Origin of the sequence: Mesorhizobium sp., assembly GCF_965229135.1 — a bacterium.
Taxonomy (GTDB): Bacteria; Pseudomonadota; Alphaproteobacteria; order Rhizobiales; family Rhizobiaceae; genus Mesorhizobium.
In genome coordinates this window covers 4,127,801-4,148,166 of sequence record NZ_OZ245860.1, presented here as the reverse complement: position 1 = coordinate 4,148,166, position 20,366 = coordinate 4,127,801, and the positions used below count along the sequence as shown (strand labels likewise).

Sequence of the window (20,366 nt, the reverse complement as noted above, 5' to 3'; positions counted from 1 at the left end):
CGGAACCGGACGGCCCACGGCCGGGAGGCAACGGGAGCAACCGCCGCCTTCCACAACTAAAGGAGACGCAGCCATGCGCTCTTTCAATTCGAAGACCTCGCTCAAGACCGCAACTGTCGCTGCGTTCCTCGTTGCCATTCCGTTTGCCGGCGCCTATGCCGCCGGACATCACAAGGGCGCGCTCGACGAGACCGCACCGATCGTGTTCGAAGGCCCTCGCGTCAACGGAATTGTCGATCAATTGCAGGGCATCAGCAGCGGCATCAAGGACGCCGAGCAGCAGAAGCTGATCACGCCAGCCGAGGCGCACAGCCTGCGGATGCGCGCCGCCGACATCGGCAGGGTCGCCGAGAAGACCGCGGCCTCGGACAATGGCCGGATACCCTCGGCGCAATATCACCAGCTCCTGCGCCGCGTCGACCATCTCGACCAGCAGCTCATGATCGACACCGGCAGCGGCTTCAACATCGGCGATGGCTCCGACGGCGGCAACTACCCGAACGGCTGATCGCGGACAGGGCGATTTCAGGAACACCGCGAAGCGGTTTTCCGTCCGCAATTGCCTATTGCAAGGAGATAGAGCGGTTCGGTGTTTCCATGAGACGATGAACCGCTCTTCTGGTACAGGAAGGGACCAACTGGCGCCTTCGGGACATTCGTCGCGCGGGCGCCTTTTTCACCGTCCGAGCCAGACCGCGACCAAGCCAAGGACCGCGGGCACCGTCTGGACGTAGGGGATTTTCCGCCCGACAGTCGCAGCGCCGTAGAGGCCGGCAATGGCAACGCAAACCAGGAAGAACATCTTGACCTGGAAACCGGCCGTGCCGAGATACAGGCCCCAGATCAGGCCGGCGGCCAGGAACCCATTGTAGAGCCCCTGATTGGCGGCCAGCACCTTCGAGGCGCTGGCGAATTCCGGTGTCAGCCTGAACGTCTTGTGTCCGCGCGGCGTGTCCCACAACACCATCTCCAGATAGACGATGTAGAGATGGATCAGGGCGACCAGCCCGACCAGAATGTTGCCGATCATATTGCTTGCCCTCCAGGGCGTGCTCGCGCCGCCGGCCCAGCATTCCACGCCGGTCCTCGTCCGCGCAAGGCGCATTGCGCAGGACGGACGATCGGCGATCAAGATGCCGGCGCGGGTGGGCCGCAGGCTTGCCATTGACCTCGCATTGGTATCTTTTCCCGCCGTCCAATTCAGCGGAACCAGTCATGTCATTTCAAAAACTCGATGATCTCGGCCACAAGCTCGAAGCGCTGGAGCATGCGCTCTGCATACTTGGCGCGGACGAGGCCACGCACATGGCCGTCGGCGGAGGCGAGAAACGTGCCGAGGCCATGTCGGCCCTTGCCGGCATGCAGCATGCCCGCGCGACCGCGCCTGATATCGCGGACTGGCTCGCCACGGCGGAAGAAGAGGCATTGAACGACGAGCAGCGGGCGGCGGTCGCTGAGCTGCGCCGCCAGTACACCAACCTGACCTGCCTGCCGGTCGAATTCGTCGAGCGCTTGACCACGGCGCGCATGCGCTGCGAGCAGCTGTGGCGCGACCTGCGCGCGAAGAACGACTGGGCGGGTTTTCGCCCCGCGCTCGAAGGCATCGTGGCGCTGGTGCGCGAAGAGGCCGCGATGCGCGCCGACGTGCTCGGCCTCGATCCCTATGACGCCTTGATGGAACAGTACGATCCCGGCAATCGCGCCACCGACATCACTCCGGTCTTCGCCGACCTGAAGGCCTTTCTGAAGGACTTCGTGCCGGAGGCCTTGGCCGTGCAGGAAGAGCGCCTGGCCAAGCGGCCGCTGAAGCCGCTTTCAGGCACCTATGCGATCGACAGGCAGCGCGAGCTTGGCCTGGCGATGATGGCGGCAGTCGGCTTCGATCTCACGCATGGCTCGCTGTCGGTTTCGCACCATCCCTTCTGCGGCGGTGTGCCGACCGACGTGCGCATCACCACCCGTTACAAGACGACCGACTTTCTCTCGGCGCTGATGGGCGTGCTGCACGAGACCGGCCATGCGCTCTACGAGCAGAACCTTCCGAAGGCCTGGGCCCACTGGCCTCTCGGCAAGGCGCGCGGCATGGCCATGCATGAGAGCCAGAGCCTGTTCGTCGAAAAGCAGCTCGGCCGCAACCCGGCCTTCTGGCATTGGGCGTTGCCGGTGGTCGAAAAGCAGCTCGGCGAGACCTGGTCCATCGACGACATCCTGCCGCACGTGCATCGGGTCGAGCGCGGCCTGATCCGCGTCGATGCCGACGAGGTGACCTATCCGCTTCACGTCATCTTGCGCTACGAACTGGAACGGGAGCTTGTCTCCGGCAGGCTGGACGTCGTCGACCTGCCCGAGGCCTGGGACGCCAAGATGCGTGAGTATCTCGGCCTCTCCACCATCGACAACCCCGCCGACGGTCCGATGCAGGACGTGCATTGGCCGGGTGCCGCCTTCGGCTATTTCCCGTCCTATACGCTGGGCGCGATGATGGCGGCACAGCAATGGGCAGCGCTGACCAAGGAGAACCCGGCCGCCGACCAAGACCTTGCGAAGGGCGATTTCACGGCGATCAACGACTGGCGCCGCGAGAAAATCTGGTCACAAGGCTCTCGCTGGTCGACGCCGGACCTGCTCGAACGCGCTACCGGCGAGAAGCTCAACGCCACCCATTTCACAAGCCATCTGAAGCAGCGATACGGCCGCACCTGAGCTTCGGCACGGTTGCCTGTCGATGGGCGATCGCGGTGCGTGCCTGCATTAGTTGTTTCGATTCCGTTTGTACCAGCGTCCCGAAGACGGCATAAATCTATGCGGCAGACTTTACTTTCGCGAAAAGCCTCTGAATAAGAGGGTTTCGAATTTGGCGAGCATAGATGTCGGCCTGCAGCGGTTTTCCAGAGGTCAGGTCTTTCTGGCGCCTCTTCATCCTCTTGCTCTTACTGAGTGGCCTGAGTTCTCCTGCCAGATCCGATGACACGGTTTTGAAGGGGCCAGCTGAAAGCTGGGTCAAACTGGTCGACATCCCCGCGGCCGATGCCGGGCAATCCAATCAGATCAAGAACGGCGTTTCGTGGCTGCTCTCCGACGATCAGTTCATCCATCGCGCCGCCGGCTATGCCGAGTTCTCCCGCTACGTCTACAAGATTGTCGACCGTCCTGGACTTGAGCAGGGAGCGGCGCTGAGCCTGCAATTCGATCCGTCGCGTCACAGAGTGACGCTGAACCATTTGCGCATCATTCGCGACGGCGTTGTTCTGGACCGGCTGGCTGATACCAAATTCGATGTTTTCAGGCAGGAGAAGGACGCCGAGAAGGGTGTCTTTGACGGCTGGCTGACGGCCCACGCCAATATCGACGATGTCCGCGTCGGCGATATCATTGACTACGGCACGACTTATGAAATCACGCCGCTCGTCGGCAAGGATCTGTTCTTCACCAGCTTCGCCACGGTCTGGGACGAACCGGTGGCGCTTCTTCGCACGAGCATTACCTGGCCAGCCGGACAGCCGCTTGAGATCAAGCCAAGGGGGACCGAGCTGAAGCCTTCAATCTCTTCATCAGGATCCGACACCGTCTACGTATGGGAAATCCAAAATCCAAAACCGGTAAAGGTCGAAGACAACCTTCCCGTCGAGTATCCAGCCTGGGGCTCGGTCGATGTGTCTTCGACCGCAGACTGGCAACGGGTGGTCGATGCGGTGGCGCCTTACTACAAACCGGCGACCACCTTTCCACCGGCATTCTCGGCAAAGCTCGACGACATCGCGCTCAAGCATCCTGTCCCCGCTGACCGCATGATCCAGGCAATGAGGCTGGTGCAGGACCAAATACGCTATGTCAGCCTTTCGATCGGTGCCGGATCCTATATTCCGCGTGACCCGGCGACCGTGATCGCCAGTGGCTTCGGGGATTGCAAGGACAAGGCCTTGCTGCTTGCTTCAGCCCTCACACGCCTTGGCATCGACGCCGAGGTTGCGCTGGCTGATCTCGACAAGGGAAATGCGGTCGACCAGCATTTGCCGGCACTGCGCCATTTCGACCATGCTATCGTCAAGGCGAAGATCGGCACCAAGACATACTGGCTTGACGGCACCGACTATCTGCAAGGCGGCAGGGCCGAGAATTTCGCCCAGCCCGATTATGGATTTGTCCTGCCGCTTTCGGGCAATGGCGGGCTTGAGAAAATGCCGGTTCGCAAGCTTGCCAACCCTTCAACCGACGTAGCCGAACGCTTCGATTTTCCAGAGCGCCCCGGCGACCCGCTGCTGCTTGAAGTGATTTCGACCTACCAGGGCGGCGAGGCCGACTGGATGCGCCAGAAACTGGCCGGACAATCCCTATCGGAAATCTCGAACACCTACCTGCAATATTACAGCAAGCAGTATCCGGGGATGCGAAGCACGGCTGAACTGAAAATCATCGACCGTCGCGACGACAACACGGTAAGCGTAAAAGAGAGCTACGAACTGCCCGCGGATGCGCTCGCCGCCAATGATCTTGCCAAGCATTTCCCTATAAAGGCCGATCTCGGTAGCAGCCTGCCCACCCCGACCATGGTCGGCAGGATCGGCCCGGTCTCCCTTGGCACGCCTTTTTACAAACACTACAGCATCGTGGTGCGCAATCTGAAGGCCAGGTTCTCGGGAGAACAGCTGAAGGATGTCGTCACGCCCTACGCTTCCCTGAAGACGTCATGGAGCAACACCCAGACCGAGTTTCGCGCCGACTGGGACTTCCAGACCTTCGGAACAGCCGTGCCAGCCAACCAAATCGTCGATTATCTGAAATCCGTCGATCAGATCACGGACAGTTTTTATTGGACCTACGATTTCACCTACGCCGAACCAGCTCCCAAAGCGGCGCCGCCGAAAGAGGACCGGCATATGCAGCCCAAGGAGATCGCCTCGATATTGCTGGTATGTCTTCTGCTCATTCTGGTTCCAGTCGTGATCATCTACGAATGGCAAACCTTCAATATGATCCCGGGCCAACTGTATTGGCCGGTTTCGCTGGGAAAATTCCTGATCCTGTCGCTGCTGACATCCGGCGCCTATCCCGCGCTGTGGATGTGGCGGTCCTTCCGGCAGCAGAAGAAGGCTTACGGAACACGTTGCCTGCCATTCGTGAGAGGAGTGCTCCTGGCGGTCTTCTTCCTGCCCGCCTTCCTCAAGATCAACAGGGATCTGGGGATCAGAAAGATTTCGACCTTGCTAGGCATCGGCGCGGCCGTCGTCCTCCTGGCCGCGCAGATCTACTCATTCGTCCCGGACATGCCGCCATCCGGAGCGTACAAACTCGCGGCCGAATTCGCACAAATCCTGGCCTGGTGCGTTGCGCCACTCCCCCTCGTGGTCGCCGTCAACCGCCTGAATGAGCCCAGCGCGGAATTCCAGGCCGCAAACTCGAGATTTTCGGTAGCCGACGGCGTCGCCATGTTCTTCGGCGCCATCTGTACTGGCCTGATTCTTTACATCGTGGCTGATGGCTTGATCTGAAATGGACGACCTGAATAGCCGGCGAATCGTCTACTCCGCAGCGCCCCTGAAGGCACTCGCCCCGGTTTCGAACTGCAGTTTCGCCAGCCGCGCATAGATGCCGCCCTTGGCGACCAGGCTCTGGTGCGTGCCTTCCTCGACGATGCGCCCGCCGTCCATGACCAGGATGCGATCGGCCTTGAGCACCGTGGCCAGCCGGTGGGCGATGACGATGGTCGTGCGGCCTTGCATCAGCCGTTCCAGCGCCACCTGCACCAGCGTCTCGCTTTCAGCGTCGAGGGCCGAAGTCGCTTCGTCGAGCAGCAGGATCGGCGCATCGCGCAGGATGGCGCGTGCAATCGCCACGCGCTGGCGCTGGCCGCCCGACAGCGTCACGCCGCGTTCGCCGACCTGACTGTCATAACCCTTTTCGAGCCTCAGGATGAATTCGTCGGCGAGCGCGTCCTTCGCCGCCGCCTCGATCTCGGCTTCGCTGGCTCCCGGCCGGCCGAAGCCGATATTGTCGCGGGCGCTCGCCGCGAAGATGGTGACATCCTGCGGCACGATGGCGATCCGCTCCCGGACCGAAGCCGGATCGGCGTCGCGCACGTCCACGCCGTCGATCATGATCCTTCCTGTCTCCGGATCGTAAAAACGCAGGATCAGCGAAAAGACCGTGCTCTTGCCGGCGCCTGACGGGCCGACGATCGCCACCGTCTCGCCGGGCTTCACCGAGAAGCTCAGGCCGTGCACGGCCGCGCGGTCCGGCCTTGCCGGGTAGGAGAAGGAGACGCCTTCAAAGCTGATCGCGCCCTTGGCCACGGCTGGCAGCGGCTTCGGATCGTCTGGCGACCGGATCGCCGGTTGTTCCGCCAGGATCTCGGTCAGCCGCTCGGCGGCGCCCGCCGCCTGCGCCAGTTCGCCCCAGACTTCCGAAAGTGCGCCAAGCGCACCGGCCGCAAACACCGAATAGAGCAGGAACTGGCCGAGCGTGCCTGGCGACAGCGTGCCTTCGAGCACGTCGCGCGAGCCGAACCACAGCACCGCCACCACCGAGGAGAAGATGGTGAAGATGGCGAAGAAGGTGAGGAAGGAGCGTGCGAAGATCGAGGAACGCGCCGCCTGGAAGGCGGCTTCCACCGCGCCCGCGAACTTGCCCGTCACCAGCTTCTCGTTGGTGAAGGCCTGCAGCGTGCGCACCGCGCCGATCTGCTCGCTGGCATAGGCCGTCGCATCGGCCAGCGTGTCCTGCGCCTGCCGGGACTTGCGCCGCACGGAGCGGCCGAAGGCGACCAGCGGCAGCACGATCACCGGGATTGCCGCAATGACCAACGCGGACAGTTTCGGGCTGGTCACGACCATCATCGCCAATGCACCGAGGCCAAGGATGACGTTGCGCAGCGCAACCGAGGCCGTCGCCCCGACCGCCGACTTGACCTGCGTCGTGTCGGCGGCAAGCCGCGACACGATTTCGCCCGACTGGGCGGTGTCGAAGAACGACGGCGACAGCGTCGTCACATGGGCGAAGACATCGCGCCGGATATCGGCGACGACGCGCTCGCCGAGCGTGATGACGAAGTAATAGCGGCAGGCGGATGCGGCTGCCAACACAGCAGCCATAGCCACCAAGGCCGCGAAATATTCGGCGATGAAGGTGGTGCTGGACGACGAGAAACCATGATCGATCATGCGCCGCACCGCCAGGGGCAGCGTCAGCGTCGTTGCCGCGGCAATGGCCAGCGAAACAAGCGCGCCGACGACCAGCGTGCGATAACGCGTGATATAGGGGAACAGGCGCCTGAGCGGCTTGAGCGAGCGCCGCCGCTCGTCTGCGCTACTGGGTTGCGCCATTCTAATGTTTCCTCTGGCCGCCATCAGGTATGCGCTTCAATATGCGCTTGCCGCGGCCTTGTGATTCAATTCCGGCTGATGTATAGGCTCGCCGACCGTTTTAGAAGCCGTGGCTCCTCAATAGCTGCGGCTTCGAATTTTAAAAAGGGGCGCATCGACGCAGGCTTATGCCCGTCAGCCGCGCCGAAAGCCAGGAACCGAACCATGAAGACCGCTATCCATCCCGACTACCACACCATCAAGGTCGTCATGACCGACGGCACCGAATACATGACCCGTTCGACCTGGGGCAAGGAAGGCGATACGATGAACCTCGATATCGACCCGACCACCCATCCGGCCTGGACCGGCGGCCAGCAGACGCTGCTCGACCGCGGTGGCCGTCTGTCGAAGTTCAAGAAGCGCTTCGAAGGCTTCGGCATCTAAGCCGTCCAAGATTTCAAGAATCAAAAACCCGCCCTTGTGGCGGGTTTTTTGTTCAGCGAATGGTGGCACGGACAAAGTCACCCTTGATGATGACCGAGGGCTTGGCCCCGGGAGTGTCGGGAAGCGAGCTGTCGACGGAGGATGCCGACGCCGCCACCGAGTAGCTGATCGCAACTCCCTGCCCGAAGGACAGCGTGGCATCCAGCGCCCTGCCGGTGATGGCGATGCTTTCGTCCTGCCTGATGCTGCCAAAGGCGAGATTGGCTTTCAGCGCATCGCCTTTGAGGTCGACAGCCGAGGCATGCCCGTTCAGCGAAACATCGGCCGCCTTGCTGGTTATGGCGATGGTGGAGAAATTCCCCGCCATGTTGGCCTGCAGCGCCGCTTGGTCGATGGACACCGAACTTTCGGGCTGGATATTGGCGTTTATCTCGACCCTGCAGTCGGACGGATCCAGCCATGAGGACGGGGCAACGTCGATACGCAATGTCGAGCCCTCCAGCTTCATATCGCTGGCAAGGCTGCACTCATTGGCGAACCAGCTCGAATACCAGCGCGCGAACCAGCCATCGCGGCGGCTGCCGATCGTCGCCCGGTAAGGTGCCGAGGCCGACGTTGTGAGGCTGACGGAACTGGCTTCGCCTGATATGACGACGGCGCTCACGCCGGCGAGATCGAGTGTCTTGGCGGCGGTCCCGCTTGCCGGGGACGCAAGCGCTACGCTGCCGAATGACAGCACGGCGAGAATTGCGGATTTCATCATTATCTCCGATCATGTATGGCGGTCCCGCTGGACCGTTGCGTTGCAGGAATGATCCGGGACGTCGATTTCCGCGACCTCGATCGCGATCCGGGACGACCGTCAACGCAATCCAGGTCATTGTCGGTCGCTGCCAGCCTTGGAACCACGCTTGCGATCATGATCTTCATTCCCCTGCCGTTCGTCGTTGCCCTCCTGCTCGTCATCCTGCTCGTGGGGATGATCCGCCGGAACGAGGCCGATCTGCGCGAGAACATCGCCTTCATGCTGCTGATGGCGGCCTATGCCTTGCAATCGGTGCTGATCGGCATCCGCTGGGGTTATGATGTCAGGGCAATGATGCCCGTGCAGTCGGTGCTGGCGACCTTGATCGCGCCGCTTGCCTGGATCGCCTTCAGCGGCCTTACGAAGGAACCGTCGGAGCATCGCCTGGCACGGCTGTGGCCGCATCTGCTGCCGGCCTGCCTGGTTGCCTTGCTGCTGATCTTCTGGCGCGATCCGGTCGGGCCTGTGATCATCCTCGTGTATCTGTCTTATGGGCTTACGCTTCTTTGGCTTGCCCTGGCCGGTCCGAACGTCCTTGTCGAATCACGCCTCGATGGCGTCTTGCGATCCTATCGGTCGCTATGGGTGACGGCGCTGGCGATCCTGGCGTCGCCGGTCACCGACATCATCATCGGTTTTGACATGCAATGGACCGGCAGCGTTCATTCCGGCGCGGTGATCGCCGGCGGCAACGTGCTGGCGCTGCTGCTGCTCGGCGGAGCTGCCGCCGTTGCCAGCGAAACCGCGGCTTCGGACGAAGAGGAAGTGGATGGGTCGCAGACCACGCCACGGGCAACCAGTGAAGATTTCGCGATCGCAGCGGCCGTCGACGCACTGATGCGATCGAAAGAGCTCTACAAGGACGTCGATCTCAACCTCGGGCGCATCGCCAGGCGGCTCGGCCTGCCGGCAAGGCAAGTGTCGTCGGCGATCAATCGCATCCACGGATCAAGCGTGTCGCAATATGTAAACAACCAGCGGATCGACGAGGCACGCCGGCTGCTGGCGACGACGGACGAACCCATCACCCGGATCATGTTCGAAGCCGGCTTCCTCAGCAAATCGAACTTCAATCGTGAGTTCCTGCGCATCACCGGTCTCAGTCCGAAGGCCTGGCGGCTTGAGCGCCGGCCGCCCGGCGCCGCGATGTCGGCCTTTTCGGACGGGAGACAGAACCGTGCGGCGCCGGTCAGGCGCCGGCGAGTTCCCTGAGCGCCATGCGCTTGTAGGCGGCGACCAGCCTGTCTCCCTCTTGCCGCTCCACCGAGATCGCGAGCCTTATGGCGGCCTCGCCCATCTGCCACACGAGAAACGCGGTTGTCTCGAGCGCGATGGGATCGGCGTCGGGACGCAAGCGCTTCAGCACCGCGACAAGGAATTCAGCATTCGCCCGGCTATCAGCCAATTCAAGCTCGCGCAGCGCCTTGTCGGCCTGCGTGCCCGACCAGATGTCGCGCATCACCGGCTCCGCCAGGAACAGGCCGTAATAGATATCCACCAGCTCTGAAAACGCCTTCCGCAGACCTTCGGCATCGGTGACGTCCTTCAGCGCGGCGGCAATGCAGGCCTGACTTTCGGCCGTATAACGTTCGGCGAGCGCCCAGACGATCGCCCTTTTGTCCGGGAAGAACTGGTAGAGCGAGCCGATCGATACGCCGGCCCTTTCCGCCACCTCGCCCATGCGCATGGCGTCGCTGCCCTGCTCGGCTATCAGCGTTGACGCCGCCGCCAGCATGCGTTCGACCCGTTCGCGGCTGCGTTGCTGGCTGGGCGTCCGTCGTGGCGATGCGACCTGTCCGTCCTGCGCGCCCGAGGAGGAACTGCCTTCCATGATCGTCTCCCGACACATTTGCCGGCGATCCGGCTTGACTCCAGAAATACGAGGGTTTATCACGTTTTGCAAATGTGAGCATTGCTCATGTTTTTAGACAGAGGAAAATCAGCATGAACGACACGGCATCGAAACCGATTCTGATCCTGGGCGGCACCGGCAAGACCGGCCGCCGCCTTGCCGAGCGCCTGACCGCACGCGACCTGCCGGTCCGGATAGGCTCGCGTTCCACCAATCCCGCCTTCGACTGGGGTGACGCCACGACCTGGGCGCCGGCCCTTGATGGCGTGGGCGCCGTCTACATCAGCTACTATCCCGACCTGGCCGTGCCGGGTGCCGCCGAAGCCATCGGCGCCTTTGCCAGTCTCGCGGTGGCCAATGGAATCACCAGGCTGGTGCTGCTGTCGGGCCGCGGCGAACCGGAAGCGCAACGCGCCGAAGAGATGCTGAAGGCCTCGGGCGCCGACTGGACCATCCTGCGTTGCGCCTGGTTCTCGCAGAATTTCAGCGAGGGCTTTCTCGTCGAATCCTTGCTGGAAGGCGCGGTCGCACTCCCCGTCGGCGGTGTCGGCGAGCCGTTTGTCGACGCCGACGACATCGCCGACGCCGCCTTCGCCGTGCTGACCGAGCAAGGCCATGCCGGCCAGCTCTATGAGCTGACGGGACCGCGCTTGATGAGCTTCGCCGACGCGGTCGCCGAGATCGGCAAGGCGGCCGGGCGCGACATCCGTTTTGTCACGATTTCGCATGATGAGTTCACCGCCGCCGTGGCGGCGCATGACCTGCCGCCCGAATTCACCTGGCTGCTCAAAGAGTTGTTCACCGAAGTGCTCGACGGCCGCAATGAGTCCATCACGGACGGCGTCCAGCGCGTTCTTGGCCGTCCGCCAAAGGATTTCAACGCCTACGCCAACGAGACCGCCGCGACCGGCGTCTGGAGCAATTGAGATGATCTCGAAGCTTCTTCCCGCCCTCACCTTCGTCGCCGCGCTCGGCTCGGGCGTCGTTGCCGGCGTCTTCTTCGCCTTCTCCAGCTTCGTCATGCCGGGCCTTGCCCGCATGCCGGCCGCTGGCGGCATCACGGCGATGAACTCCATCAATGTCGCCGCCGTGACGCCACTGTTCATGACGGCTTTGTTCGGCACGGCACTTGTGTGCCTTGCTGTTGGCATCGGCGCCGTGATGGGTTGGGGTCAATCCGGTTCGCTCTGGCTGGTTGCCGGCGGGCTGATCTATCTGGTTGGCATCGTGCTGGTGACGATCGTCTTCAACGTGCCGCTCAACGATGCTTTGGCCACCGTCGATCCGGCAAGCGCCAACGGCGCCAGCCTGTGGTCGCGATATCTCGACGAATGGGTGATGTGGAACCACGTCCGCACTATCGCCGGGATAGCCTCGCTGGCCTGCTTCATCGCTGCCCGGCGGTAACGAAAGTTTCAAAGACCAGGGATGCCGCCTCGGGCAGGGTCCTTGGCTTTATGTCCCTTGCGATCGGAATGACCGAGGTCCCGGTCTGGATCGATCACATCGCGGACCAGTTGCTTGAGCTTGGCGGCTTCCGGAAAACCGCCGTCGCGCTTGCGGTCCCAGATCAAGGTGTCGTTGCAGCTGATGGTGAAGATGCCGCCGGTGCCAGGCACCAGCGTAACCTCGCCCAGATCGGTGCCGAAGGTCGACAGCAGTTCCTGCGCCATCCAGCCGGCACGCAACAGCCACTGGCACTGCGTGCAATAGGTGATGCGGATGGCAGGCAGGGGCTTTTCGATCATGCGGCGCTGAGCTTCGCCAAGGTCTCTTCGTCAACTTCGAAATTGGCGTAGACGCTCTGGACGTCGTCGTCATCCTCGAGCGTGGCGACCAGCTTCATCAGCGACTGCGCACGCTCCTCATCGACAGCGATATTGGTCTGCGGCTTCCAGATCAGCTTCACCGACTCAGCTTCACCGAGCGCCCCTTCCAGTGCCTTCGACACCTCGCCGAGATTCTCGAAGGCGCAATAGATCGTGTGGCCTTCCTCGTCGGACTCCACGTCGTCGGCGCCGGCTTCGATCGCCGCCTCCATGACCTTGTCGGCGCTGCCGGCGGAGGCAGGATAGTAGATCTCGCCGACACGGTCCCACATGAAGGACACCGAGCCGGTTTCGCCCATCGCCCCGCCGGCCTTGGTGAAGGCCGCGCGCACATTCGACGCCGAGCGGTTGCGGTTGTCGGTCAACGCCTCGACGATGACGGCGACGCCGCCCGGACCATAGCCCTCATAGCGAACAGCTTCATAGTTCTCGGCATCGCCCATCGAGGCCTTGTTGATGGCGCGCTGGATGTTGTCCTTCGGCATCGACACGGCCTTGGCGTTCTGCACGGCAAGGCGCAGGCGCGGGTTCATCGACGGGTCCGGCGTCCCGCTCTTGGCGGCGACGGTGATTTCGCGCGCCAGCTTGGAAAACATTTTCGACCGCACCGCGTCCTGGCGGCCCTTGCGGTGCATGATGTTCTTGAACTGTGAATGGCCAGCCATGGCACCCCTGTCGTGTTCGGCTAGAGCATCCTGCGGCCGAGCGCCATCGCCCGGCATATGCAGAAAGGCTCGAATTAAAACGCAAGAACGTCCCTGGTGCGTCCTGATGAACGTACGGCGTTCTGTTTCGGAATGGCCGGCTTATAGATAAATCGGCTCAATTCGTCCAGCCGCGCCGTATACCTGACGCACGATACGTGCTGTCGGGGCCGCTCACGCCGCGCCGATATTATCGATGCGACCGTTCGCCCGCCCGGCCTGTCACCCGAAGGATTACTACAGTGAACTGGAGCGGCTCAGCGGCGCCGCTTTTCCTGTTCGACCACATGATGGCGAAGCACGCGATTGATTTCTGTCTGGTAACCGCCGCCTCCGACATGGTGCTTGAACCAGGACAATTCAATCACAAGCCCGCGCCTCGCTTCGCAGGCCAGGGATCAATGCCCGCCGCCGGACCTCTTTCGCCGCCGCGCCAGCATATTGAGGCCTTCGACCAGCGCCGAGAATCCCATCGCCGCGTAGATGTAGCCCTTGGGCACATGGTAACCCATGCCGTCGGCGATCAGCGTCATACCGATCATCAAAAGGAAGCCGAGCGCCAGCATGACGATGCTGGGGTTCTTGGCGATGAACTCGGCAAGCGGTCCGGCCGCCAGCATCATCACCGTGACGGCCACGATCACCGCGATGTACATGATGGCAATCTCATCGGTCATGCCGACGGCGGTGATGATCGAATCGATCGAGAAGACGAGATCGAGCAGCAGGATCTGGAAGATCGCGCCGGCGAGGCTGATCTTGAGGGTCCCGCCCAGCATCGTGTCCTGGTGATCCTGCGGATCGACGGTGTGATGTATTTCCTTGGTCGCCTTCCAGACCAGGAACAGGCCGCCGGCGATCAGGATCAGATCACGCCACGAAAAGCCGTGGCCGAACGCATTGAACACCGGCGTGGTCAGTTGCACGATGATCGAGATGGTGGCCAGCAGCACAAGCCGCATGATCAACGCCGCCGAAATGCCGAGGCGTCTGGCACGGGCCCTTTGCGCTTCAGGCAACTTGTTGGTCAGTATCGAGATGAAGATCAGATTGTCGATGCCGAGCACAATCTCCAGCACCACCAGGGTCAGCAGTGCAATCCACGCGGTCGGGTCATGGACAAAGGCAAAGTAAGGCGCCAGAAATTCGATAGGCTGCATGGAGGTCGTCGTCCCCTCTTGTAACGATCTGAAGCAGATGTCGCCGGCAATTAGGTACTACGCACGCCTATATCAATGTCATGACCAGAAGGAAGGCGCGGTTTCTTCCAGCCGCGGGCCGCGACGAAACGGCGCGATCCTCTCGGTCAGTCCCGTGCGGTCGGAAATATCGACACCGACACCGCACAATGTCGCCGGTCCGGTCGCCGCCTCGAAACGCCCTTTCGGCACTTTCGACAGGAAACGGTTGAGCGGCTCCTCCTTGTCCATGCCGAGCGAAGAATCGTAATCGCCGCACATGCCGGCGTCCGACATGTAGCCGGTGCCGCCGTTGAGGATCTGGTGATCGCCGGTCGGCTGATGGGTATGGGTGCCGACGACGAGACTGGCGCGGCCATCGACGAAATGCGCGAAGCACATCTTCTCCGAGGTGGCCTCGGCGTGGAAATCGATGACCACCGCATCCGCCTGCTCGCCGAGCGGACAGGCCGCGAGATCACGCTCACCGGCCTGGAATGGATCGTCGAGTTCGGGATGCATGAACACCCGGCCCATGATGTTGGCGACCAGCACGCGCGCGCCGTTCTTGGCGATATAGACGCCGGACCCGCGCCCGGGGGTGCCCTTCGGAAAATTGGAGGGACGCAGGAACCGTTCCTCGCGCGGCGCGAACGCCAGTGCGTCGCGCTGGTCCCAGACATGGTTGCCGGTGGTCACGACATCGGCGCCGGCCGCGATCGTTTCGCGAAAGATCTCTTCGGTAATGCCGAAACCGCCGGCGGCGTTCTCGCCGTTGACGATGACGAAGTCGAGTTTGAAGTCGGAGATCAGGCCAGGCAGCTGTTCCCAAACCGCTGTCCGTCCCGTCTTGCCGACCATATCGCCGAGGAAGAGAAGTCTCATCTACGCCTGATCCCGAAAAGTTGCATGACTTTTCGGCAAAGATCATGCGTTTCAAAGAACTATCTACAGTTCCGGCGTGAACCGGCGCAACCCGCTCTCTGTCAGTATTTCCGGAATGACCACGTCATGCGGTTCGTCCGGAACCAACGGAACTTCCTGGCAGTCGAATGCGATGCCGATCAGCCGGGGGGCATGCCCCTTGTCCACAAGCTTGGCGATCGCGCGGTCATAATAGCCGGCGCCATAGCCGATGCGGTGGCCACGGGCGTCGAAGGCGGCCAGCGGCACCAGCATGACCGAAGGATCAAGAACCTCGGCTTCAGCATGGGGTCCGACAGTGCCAAAGCCCATATCGACCATGGGTGCGCCGCGAACCAGTTCGCGAAAGACGATGGTGGTCTTGTCGAGGATCGCCGGCAGGCAGAGCCGCGCGCCTTGCTCGCGAAGGGCGAACATCAGCGGCCTGACATCGACTTCCGAGCGCATCGGCCAGAAACCGGAGACGATCTGGCCCGGCTCGATCGCCAGCCGGTCGCGCGCCGTGTCGGCCATTTCGAGCGCCGCCTCCACCCGCCAGAATTCATCGAGCGCGTCGCGGCGGCCGAGTGCTTCCTTGCGCAGGTACTTTTTTAGGTCTCGGGGAGAAGTCATGCGGCTACGGTAGGAAAGCTCGGATGGCGATGGCGTTGCAGAAGCGACGTCTTCCACCGCATCGTCCACCAAAGTGTATGTAGATCCTTGGCGTTGAGTGACGATCCACACGACCGGTGGAGAGAGCGATCCCGGGAACCTACAAAGTAGGTGGGCGCCGTGTGAGAAAACCCACGGGTCTTCCCAGGGACAGCTCCCTAAGGATCGTTAAGGCCCCGGGGAAAATGTTCTCCTGCCGGGAAGCGCAGACCGTCACAGCCAATATAGGCGTGTTGCCAGCTATAGACCAGATGCACGCGCATTCTCCGCGGCTTTATTCGCGACACGCCCTTGCCACCAGACCAGAGCCGGGACCGCCAGCAACTCGACGCAAAGCCCGGCCATGTGTCCAACCGACGGTCGACCGGCGGTGAGCAGAGAAAGCAGCCGCGCCAGCCCGCCGGTGAAGGTACAGGCCGCCAACAGACGAAACCGCTCGGTCCTGGTCTCGATGCCGGGAATACAGGTGTACCAGGCAATGCCGACGGCGAGGAAGAAGCCCGACAGGAAGCGGAAATGGCTGTCCAGGTCGACCGGCCAAGGTGCCGTTACATTCAGGAAATCTGGCCCCGAAAGGATGCCTTCGAGCCCGACCAGCACCGGAGTCGCGGCCAGTATCCCGACGACCACCTGCAACTCCATCTTGCCGAATGTTGTTTGCTTCACCGCCACCGCCCTGGGTCCGGCATTGGACCTGACATAGAAACGGAGATTGCACCGTGAGGTTTCATCGCCGCATCACGACGGTGCCTTGCGCGGGCCAACTCGTCTCCGTACGGTCGTTGCAACGAACCGAGGAGCAACTATGCGTTTCGAAGGCACGGCGGCCTACGTCGCCGACAAGGATCTGATGGTGGCCGTCAACGCGGCGATCGCGCTGGAGCGGCCGTTGCTGGTCAAGGGCGAGCCCGGCACCGGCAAGACGGAACTCGCCAGGCAAGTGGCGGCGGCACTTGGCCTCGACCTGATCGAATGGCACGTGAAATCAACCACCAGGGCGCAGCAGGGCCTCTACGAATATGACGCGGTCTCGCGGCTGCGCGACAGCCAACTCGGCGACGACCGCTTCAACGACATCCGGAACTATATCAAGCGCGGCAAATTGTGGGAAGCATTCGCGGCCGGCAGGAAGGTCGTGCTCCTGATCGACGAGATCGACAAGGCCGACATCGAGTTCCCCAACGACCTGCTCCAGGAACTCGATCGGATGGAGTTCTTCGTCTACGAGACCGGCGAGACGATCCGTGCGACAGTGCGGCCGATCGTCATCATCACCTCCAACAACGAGAAGGAACTTCCGGACGCCTTCCTGCGCCGCTGCTTCTTCCACTACATCCGCTTTCCCGATGTCGACACGCTGCACAAGATCGTCGACGTCCACTATCCCGGCATCAAGCAGAACCTGGTGCGGGCGGCACTCACCCAGTTCTATGAGATCCGCGATGTTCCAGGGCTGAAGAAGAAGCCGTCGACCTCCGAGGCGCTCGACTGGATACGCCTTCTGGTCGCCGACGACATCGCTCCGGAGGATTTGCGCGCAGACCCCAAGAACGCGCTGCCCAAACTGCACGGCGCACTGCTGAAGAACGAACAGGATGTCCATCTGTTCGAGCGCCTGGCGTTCATGGCGCGAAGGCCGGGGTGACCCGGCCTCTGACGCCGAAGATCATGAAGCTGATGGCGGCAAGCGCGAGAACGCCGACACCGCAATAGAGCATGACCCAGCCAAAGCCGTTGACCAGGGCGGCGTGAACGACGGCGCCGGAGGGGTCGAGGGTCGCGAGCTTGGGGGAGGCTTGCGAAAGGCCATCGAGATTTCCGGCGGCGATCCTTTCCGCCAGCGCACGAAGTTCATTCGCGTCGAGGGCTGTGCCAAGAGCGGTCCGTAGATAAGAAACAATTCCCTGCGTCAACAGCAGGCCCAGGACCGCGATGTTGATGGCCAGCGTGATCAGGCGTGCGCTGATATCGATGCCCGAGGCCATGCCGGCGCGATCAGCCGACACTGAACCTGTCGTTGTGTTGGTGGTCGGTGAGTTGGTCAGGCCGATGCCGACCCCGGCGATCAGCGTGCCCGGCAGCATGGTCAACCAGTTGGCCCCCTCGAGCCCGGAGCCTATCCTCATGGCGATGAAGCCGATCCCCAATGTCAGCAACCCCAGCGGGATCGCGACACGTGCCTGGTAGCGCGCACGGATGCGCTCGGCGATCGCCGGCATCAGCATGAAGGGCAGCGTATAGGCGAGCAGCAACAGGCCCGTCATGGTGCTGTCGTAGCCGAGGACGCCCGAGAAATAGATCGGCAGATAGATGATGAACGGCCAGTAGCTGAAATTCATGCCGATGCCGCCCATGATCGCTCCCGAAAACTGGCGGATGCGGAACACGGAGAAATCGAACATCGGATAGGCGCTGGTCTTCTCCGCAACGAGAAACGCGATGAAAGCCAGCACGGCCGCGATGGTTACGCCGATGCGGGCGCCCGAGCCGAGCTCAGCTCCTTGCGTGATCAGGTAGGAGAAGCCGAACACCGCGAAGGAGAGTGTCAGGATGCCGACCCGATCGAGCAGCTGGGCGTTGGCGTCGCGCGATTCGGTGACGCCCGCGCATATGAAGACGAGCGCCAGGATCGCCAGCGGCACATGGATGAGGAAGACCCACTGCCAGCTGGACAGCGCGACGATCATCCCACCGATGGCGGGACCGAAGCCAAGCCCGATGCCCGAGACGACGCTCCAGGCAACGAATGCCCTGCCTCGCGCGTTGCCGTCCTGAAACTGGTGGGACAGCACGGCGATACTGCAGGTGAACATCGCCCCGCCCGCAAGGCCTTGCAGGAAACGCGCGACGATCAACAGCGGGGCGTCCGGTGCCAGGCCGCACAACAGGGACGCAACTCCAAAGGCGATCGTGGTGATCACCATCACCCGTTTGCGGCCGAAACGATCGGCCAGTGTCCCAGTCGCCATCAGCACCGTGGTACAGGCAATGGTATAGGCGTTCATGATCCATTGCAGGTCCTTGAAGTCGGCCGCGAACACGCTTTCCAGCTTCGGAAGGATGACCGGCACGCTGGAGATTTCGAGGCCGAACAACAGAGAGGCAAGGCAGACGCCCACAAGCGCAACGGTGTTCCGGTCGACTTGAAAAATCATATCCATCACTTTCTATCGGCGTAATCGGAAAGAGGCTGGGGCGGCGCTCTTCAAACCGCGGTCGAGATGAGATAGACGAGGCTTGACCATGAAAAAAGACGATGCATCTCTATTTCAGAGATGACAAAACGGAATAATCGAGATGACGAGCCTTGATGTCGACGCCGTACGCATCTTCGTGATGGTGGCCGATCTGCAGAGCTTCACCCGTGCGGCTGCCGCGCTGGGAAGCACCCAGGCGACGATCAGCGTCAAGCTGCGCCGCCTGGAGGAGAAGCTCGGCGCGCGCCTGATCGAACGAACCCCACGCCGCGTGGCCCTGTCGGCGAGGGGAGCCGTTTTCCTTCCCGCGGCACGCGAATTCCTGGCCTCCCACGAACGCGCCATGACGGAATTCTCGGCGGCGTCGTGTCGGCTCGCCCTCGGTTTTGTCGACCATGTCGCGGGACCGGAACTGTCCACACTGATAGCCCAGCTTCATGCCCATGATCCCTCGCTGGCGCTCAATGTCAGGATCGACACCAGTTCGTTGCTGGAGGAAGCTTTCGATCGCGGCGAACTCGATGCGGTTATCGTGCACCGGGAAGACGGCAGCCGCCGCGGCAAGACCTTGTCGCGCACCCATTATGGTTGGTTCGCCGCCCCCGCCTTCGAATGGCGACCCGAAACGCCTCTGCGGCTGGCGCTTCTCAGCACCGTATGCAACTGCCCGGACCGCCTGCGCGCGGTCGATGCGTTGGACAAAGCGGGCATCGCCTGGAATGAGGCCTTCGTCGGCGGCGGCGGCGCGGCCGTCAACATCGCCGTGTCGGCCGGCTTCGCCGTTTCCGCCCTCGCCCGTCGTGTCGTTCCTCCCGGCCTCGTCGAAGTCGGTCGCAAACTCGGCCTGCCGCCCATTCCCCCCTCCGAGATCATCCTGCATTCGCATGCCTTGGCGCCCCGCGCCAGCGAGGCCCTGCACATGCTGACGACCGCTTTTCGCGAGTATGATTTGCCGGCAGGATAGGGTGAGATGCCGCCGATCCCTGATTCTGCCGGATGGATCGGGCCTTAGACTTCAGAGGGAAATGAAATGACTGAAATTACCGTCCGCCCGCTTGCACAGTCCGACCACGCCGACTGGCGGCGGCTATGGACAGACTACCTCACCTTCTACGAGACCAAGCTGCCGGAAGAGGTCTACAAGACCACCTGGAAGCGGCTGTTTTCGGAAGGCGAATTCGAGCCCAAGGGTTTCATCGCCACGCTCGACGGCAAGGCTGTCGGCCTGACCCATTATCTCTACCATCGCTCCGGCTGGTCCGAGAAGAACAACTGCTATCTGCAAGACCTGTTCGCCGACCCGGAAGTACGCGGCAAGGGCATTGGTGCGGCGCTGATCAAGGCGGTGAAGGAAGTGGCCGCCACGATCGGCGTCAACAACGTCTATTGGATGACGCACGAGACCAATGCGACCGCGCGCAAGCTCTACGACCGTGTGGCGCGGCGCACGGGCTTCATCGAGTATGATCTGCTATAGATAG

21 protein-coding genes and 1 other RNA gene are annotated in these 20,366 nt (G+C 62.3%); 10 read left to right on the top strand and 12 right to left on the bottom strand.

The features are described from left to right. Positions 1 to 73 precede the first annotated feature (73 nt). Positions 74 to 508, top strand: a complete 435-nt coding sequence (locus ACO07C_RS19725) for a hypothetical protein (RefSeq protein ID WP_421915838.1) — start codon at positions 74 to 76, stop codon at positions 506 to 508. A 168-nt stretch (positions 509 to 676) separates the two neighbouring features. Here the strand turns inward: ACO07C_RS19725 and ACO07C_RS19720 are convergent, their stop codons facing one another. Then, a complete protein-coding gene (locus ACO07C_RS19720) occupies positions 677 to 1,030 on the bottom strand; it encodes a DUF1304 domain-containing protein (protein WP_421915837.1) in 354 nt (117 codons plus the stop codon). A gap of 185 nt (positions 1,031 to 1,215) precedes the next feature. On the opposite strand from ACO07C_RS19720, the gene ACO07C_RS19715 reads away from it, so the two are divergent. Both ACO07C_RS19715 and ACO07C_RS19710 read left to right on the top strand, forming a co-directional pair. Continuing rightward, positions 1,216 to 2,703, top strand: coding sequence for a carboxypeptidase M32 (locus tag ACO07C_RS19715; protein ID WP_421915836.1), 1,488 nt, complete (start codon positions 1,216 to 1,218; stop codon positions 2,701 to 2,703). Positions 2,704 to 2,975: 272 nt separating this feature from the next. Next, on the top strand, positions 2,976 to 5,489 hold the full coding sequence (locus tag ACO07C_RS19710; RefSeq protein ID WP_421915835.1) for a DUF3857 domain-containing transglutaminase family protein: 2,514 nt from the start codon (positions 2,976 to 2,978) through the stop codon (positions 5,487 to 5,489). 30 nt (positions 5,490 to 5,519) lie between these two features. Here ACO07C_RS19710 and ACO07C_RS19705 read toward each other — a convergent pair whose 3' ends face one another. Beyond that, a complete protein-coding gene (locus tag ACO07C_RS19705; RefSeq protein ID WP_421915834.1) occupies positions 5,520 to 7,319 on the bottom strand; it encodes an ABC transporter transmembrane domain-containing protein in 1,800 nt (599 codons plus the stop codon). 204 nt (positions 7,320 to 7,523) lie between these two features. On the opposite strand from ACO07C_RS19705, the gene rpmE reads away from it, so the two are divergent. Then, entirely contained in the window at positions 7,524 to 7,745 is a 222-nt protein-coding gene (gene rpmE / locus ACO07C_RS19700; RefSeq protein ID WP_421915833.1) for a 50S ribosomal protein L31, read from the top strand. Positions 7,746 to 7,797: 52 nt separating this feature from the next. Here the strand turns inward: rpmE and ACO07C_RS19695 are convergent, their stop codons facing one another. Continuing rightward, entirely contained in the window at positions 7,798 to 8,505 is a 708-nt protein-coding gene (locus tag ACO07C_RS19695; RefSeq protein ID WP_421915832.1) for a hypothetical protein, read from the bottom strand. A 51-nt stretch (positions 8,506 to 8,556) separates the two neighbouring features. On the opposite strand from ACO07C_RS19695, the gene ACO07C_RS19690 reads away from it, so the two are divergent. Then, entirely contained in the window at positions 8,557 to 9,762 is a 1,206-nt protein-coding gene (locus tag ACO07C_RS19690; protein ID WP_421915831.1) for a helix-turn-helix domain-containing protein, read from the top strand. Here ACO07C_RS19690 and ACO07C_RS19685 read toward each other — a convergent pair. Continuing rightward, positions 9,740 to 10,381 (bottom strand): TetR/AcrR family transcriptional regulator, encoded by a 642-nt coding sequence (locus tag ACO07C_RS19685; RefSeq protein WP_421915830.1) that lies wholly within the window; start codon positions 10,379 to 10,381, stop codon positions 9,740 to 9,742. The two genes, ACO07C_RS19690 and ACO07C_RS19685, sit on opposite strands and share 23 nt — an antisense overlap. A gap of 113 nt (positions 10,382 to 10,494) precedes the next feature. Between ACO07C_RS19685 and ACO07C_RS19680 the strand changes: the two genes are divergently transcribed. Continuing rightward, complete coding sequence (locus ACO07C_RS19680; protein ID WP_421915829.1) at positions 10,495 to 11,328, top strand: NAD(P)H-binding protein; 834 nt, start codon at positions 10,495 to 10,497, stop codon at positions 11,326 to 11,328. Between the two features lies 1 nt (position 11,329). Next, complete coding sequence (locus ACO07C_RS19675; protein WP_421915828.1) at positions 11,330 to 11,809, top strand: DUF1772 domain-containing protein; 480 nt, start codon at positions 11,330 to 11,332, stop codon at positions 11,807 to 11,809. A gap of 8 nt (positions 11,810 to 11,817) precedes the next feature. On the opposite strand, the gene ACO07C_RS19670 is transcribed toward ACO07C_RS19675, so the two are convergent. The 7 genes from ACO07C_RS19670 to ACO07C_RS19640 all read right to left on the bottom strand — a co-directional run bounded on the left by ACO07C_RS19670 (position 11,818) and on the right by ACO07C_RS19640 (position 16,354). Next, positions 11,818 to 12,150 carry a SelT/SelW/SelH family protein gene (locus ACO07C_RS19670; RefSeq protein WP_421915827.1) on the bottom strand — a complete coding sequence of 111 codons (333 nt, stop codon included), beginning with the start codon at positions 12,148 to 12,150 and terminating at the stop codon, positions 11,818 to 11,820. Further along, positions 12,147 to 12,896, bottom strand: coding sequence for a YebC/PmpR family DNA-binding transcriptional regulator (locus ACO07C_RS19665; protein WP_421915826.1), 750 nt, complete (start codon positions 12,894 to 12,896; stop codon positions 12,147 to 12,149). The genes ACO07C_RS19670 and ACO07C_RS19665 overlap by 4 nt, the downstream gene beginning before the upstream one ends. 437 nt (positions 12,897 to 13,333) lie before the next feature. Then, entirely contained in the window at positions 13,334 to 14,095 is a 762-nt protein-coding gene (locus ACO07C_RS19660; RefSeq protein WP_421915825.1) for a TerC family protein, read from the bottom strand. Positions 14,096 to 14,173: 78 nt separating this feature from the next. Then, complete coding sequence (locus tag ACO07C_RS19655) at positions 14,174 to 14,998, bottom strand: TIGR00282 family metallophosphoesterase (protein ID WP_421915824.1); 825 nt, start codon at positions 14,996 to 14,998, stop codon at positions 14,174 to 14,176. A 63-nt stretch (positions 14,999 to 15,061) separates the two neighbouring features. Then, positions 15,062 to 15,649, bottom strand: a complete 588-nt coding sequence (locus tag ACO07C_RS19650) for a 5-formyltetrahydrofolate cyclo-ligase (RefSeq protein WP_421915823.1) — start codon at positions 15,647 to 15,649, stop codon at positions 15,062 to 15,064. 98 nt (positions 15,650 to 15,747) lie between these two features. After that, a non-coding RNA gene (ssrS, locus tag ACO07C_RS19645) (6S RNA) lies at positions 15,748 to 15,903 on the bottom strand. A 25-nt stretch (positions 15,904 to 15,928) separates the two neighbouring features. After that, complete coding sequence (locus tag ACO07C_RS19640; protein ID WP_421915822.1) at positions 15,929 to 16,354, bottom strand: DUF4345 domain-containing protein; 426 nt, start codon at positions 16,352 to 16,354, stop codon at positions 15,929 to 15,931. 139 nt (positions 16,355 to 16,493) lie between these two features. Here ACO07C_RS19640 and ACO07C_RS19635 point away from each other — a divergent pair, with 139 nt between their 5' ends. Further along, positions 16,494 to 17,333: an AAA family ATPase gene (locus ACO07C_RS19635; RefSeq protein ID WP_421915821.1), complete on the top strand. Its 840-nt coding sequence runs from the start codon at positions 16,494 to 16,496 to the stop codon at positions 17,331 to 17,333. Here the strand turns inward: ACO07C_RS19635 and ACO07C_RS19630 are convergent. Beyond that, a complete protein-coding gene (locus ACO07C_RS19630; protein ID WP_421915819.1) occupies positions 17,311 to 18,843 on the bottom strand; it encodes an MFS transporter in 1,533 nt (510 codons plus the stop codon). The two genes, ACO07C_RS19635 and ACO07C_RS19630, sit on opposite strands and share 23 nt — an antisense overlap. Before the next feature lie 142 nt (positions 18,844 to 18,985). Here ACO07C_RS19630 and ACO07C_RS19625 point away from each other — a divergent pair, with 142 nt between their 5' ends. Both ACO07C_RS19625 and ACO07C_RS19620 read left to right on the top strand, forming a co-directional pair. Continuing rightward, a complete protein-coding gene (locus ACO07C_RS19625; RefSeq protein ID WP_421915818.1) occupies positions 18,986 to 19,849 on the top strand; it encodes a LysR family transcriptional regulator in 864 nt (287 codons plus the stop codon). Positions 19,850 to 19,915: 66 nt separating this feature from the next. Next, on the top strand, positions 19,916 to 20,362 hold the full coding sequence (locus ACO07C_RS19620; RefSeq protein ID WP_421915817.1) for a GNAT family N-acetyltransferase: 447 nt from the start codon (positions 19,916 to 19,918) through the stop codon (positions 20,360 to 20,362). Positions 20,363 to 20,366 lie beyond the last annotated feature (4 nt).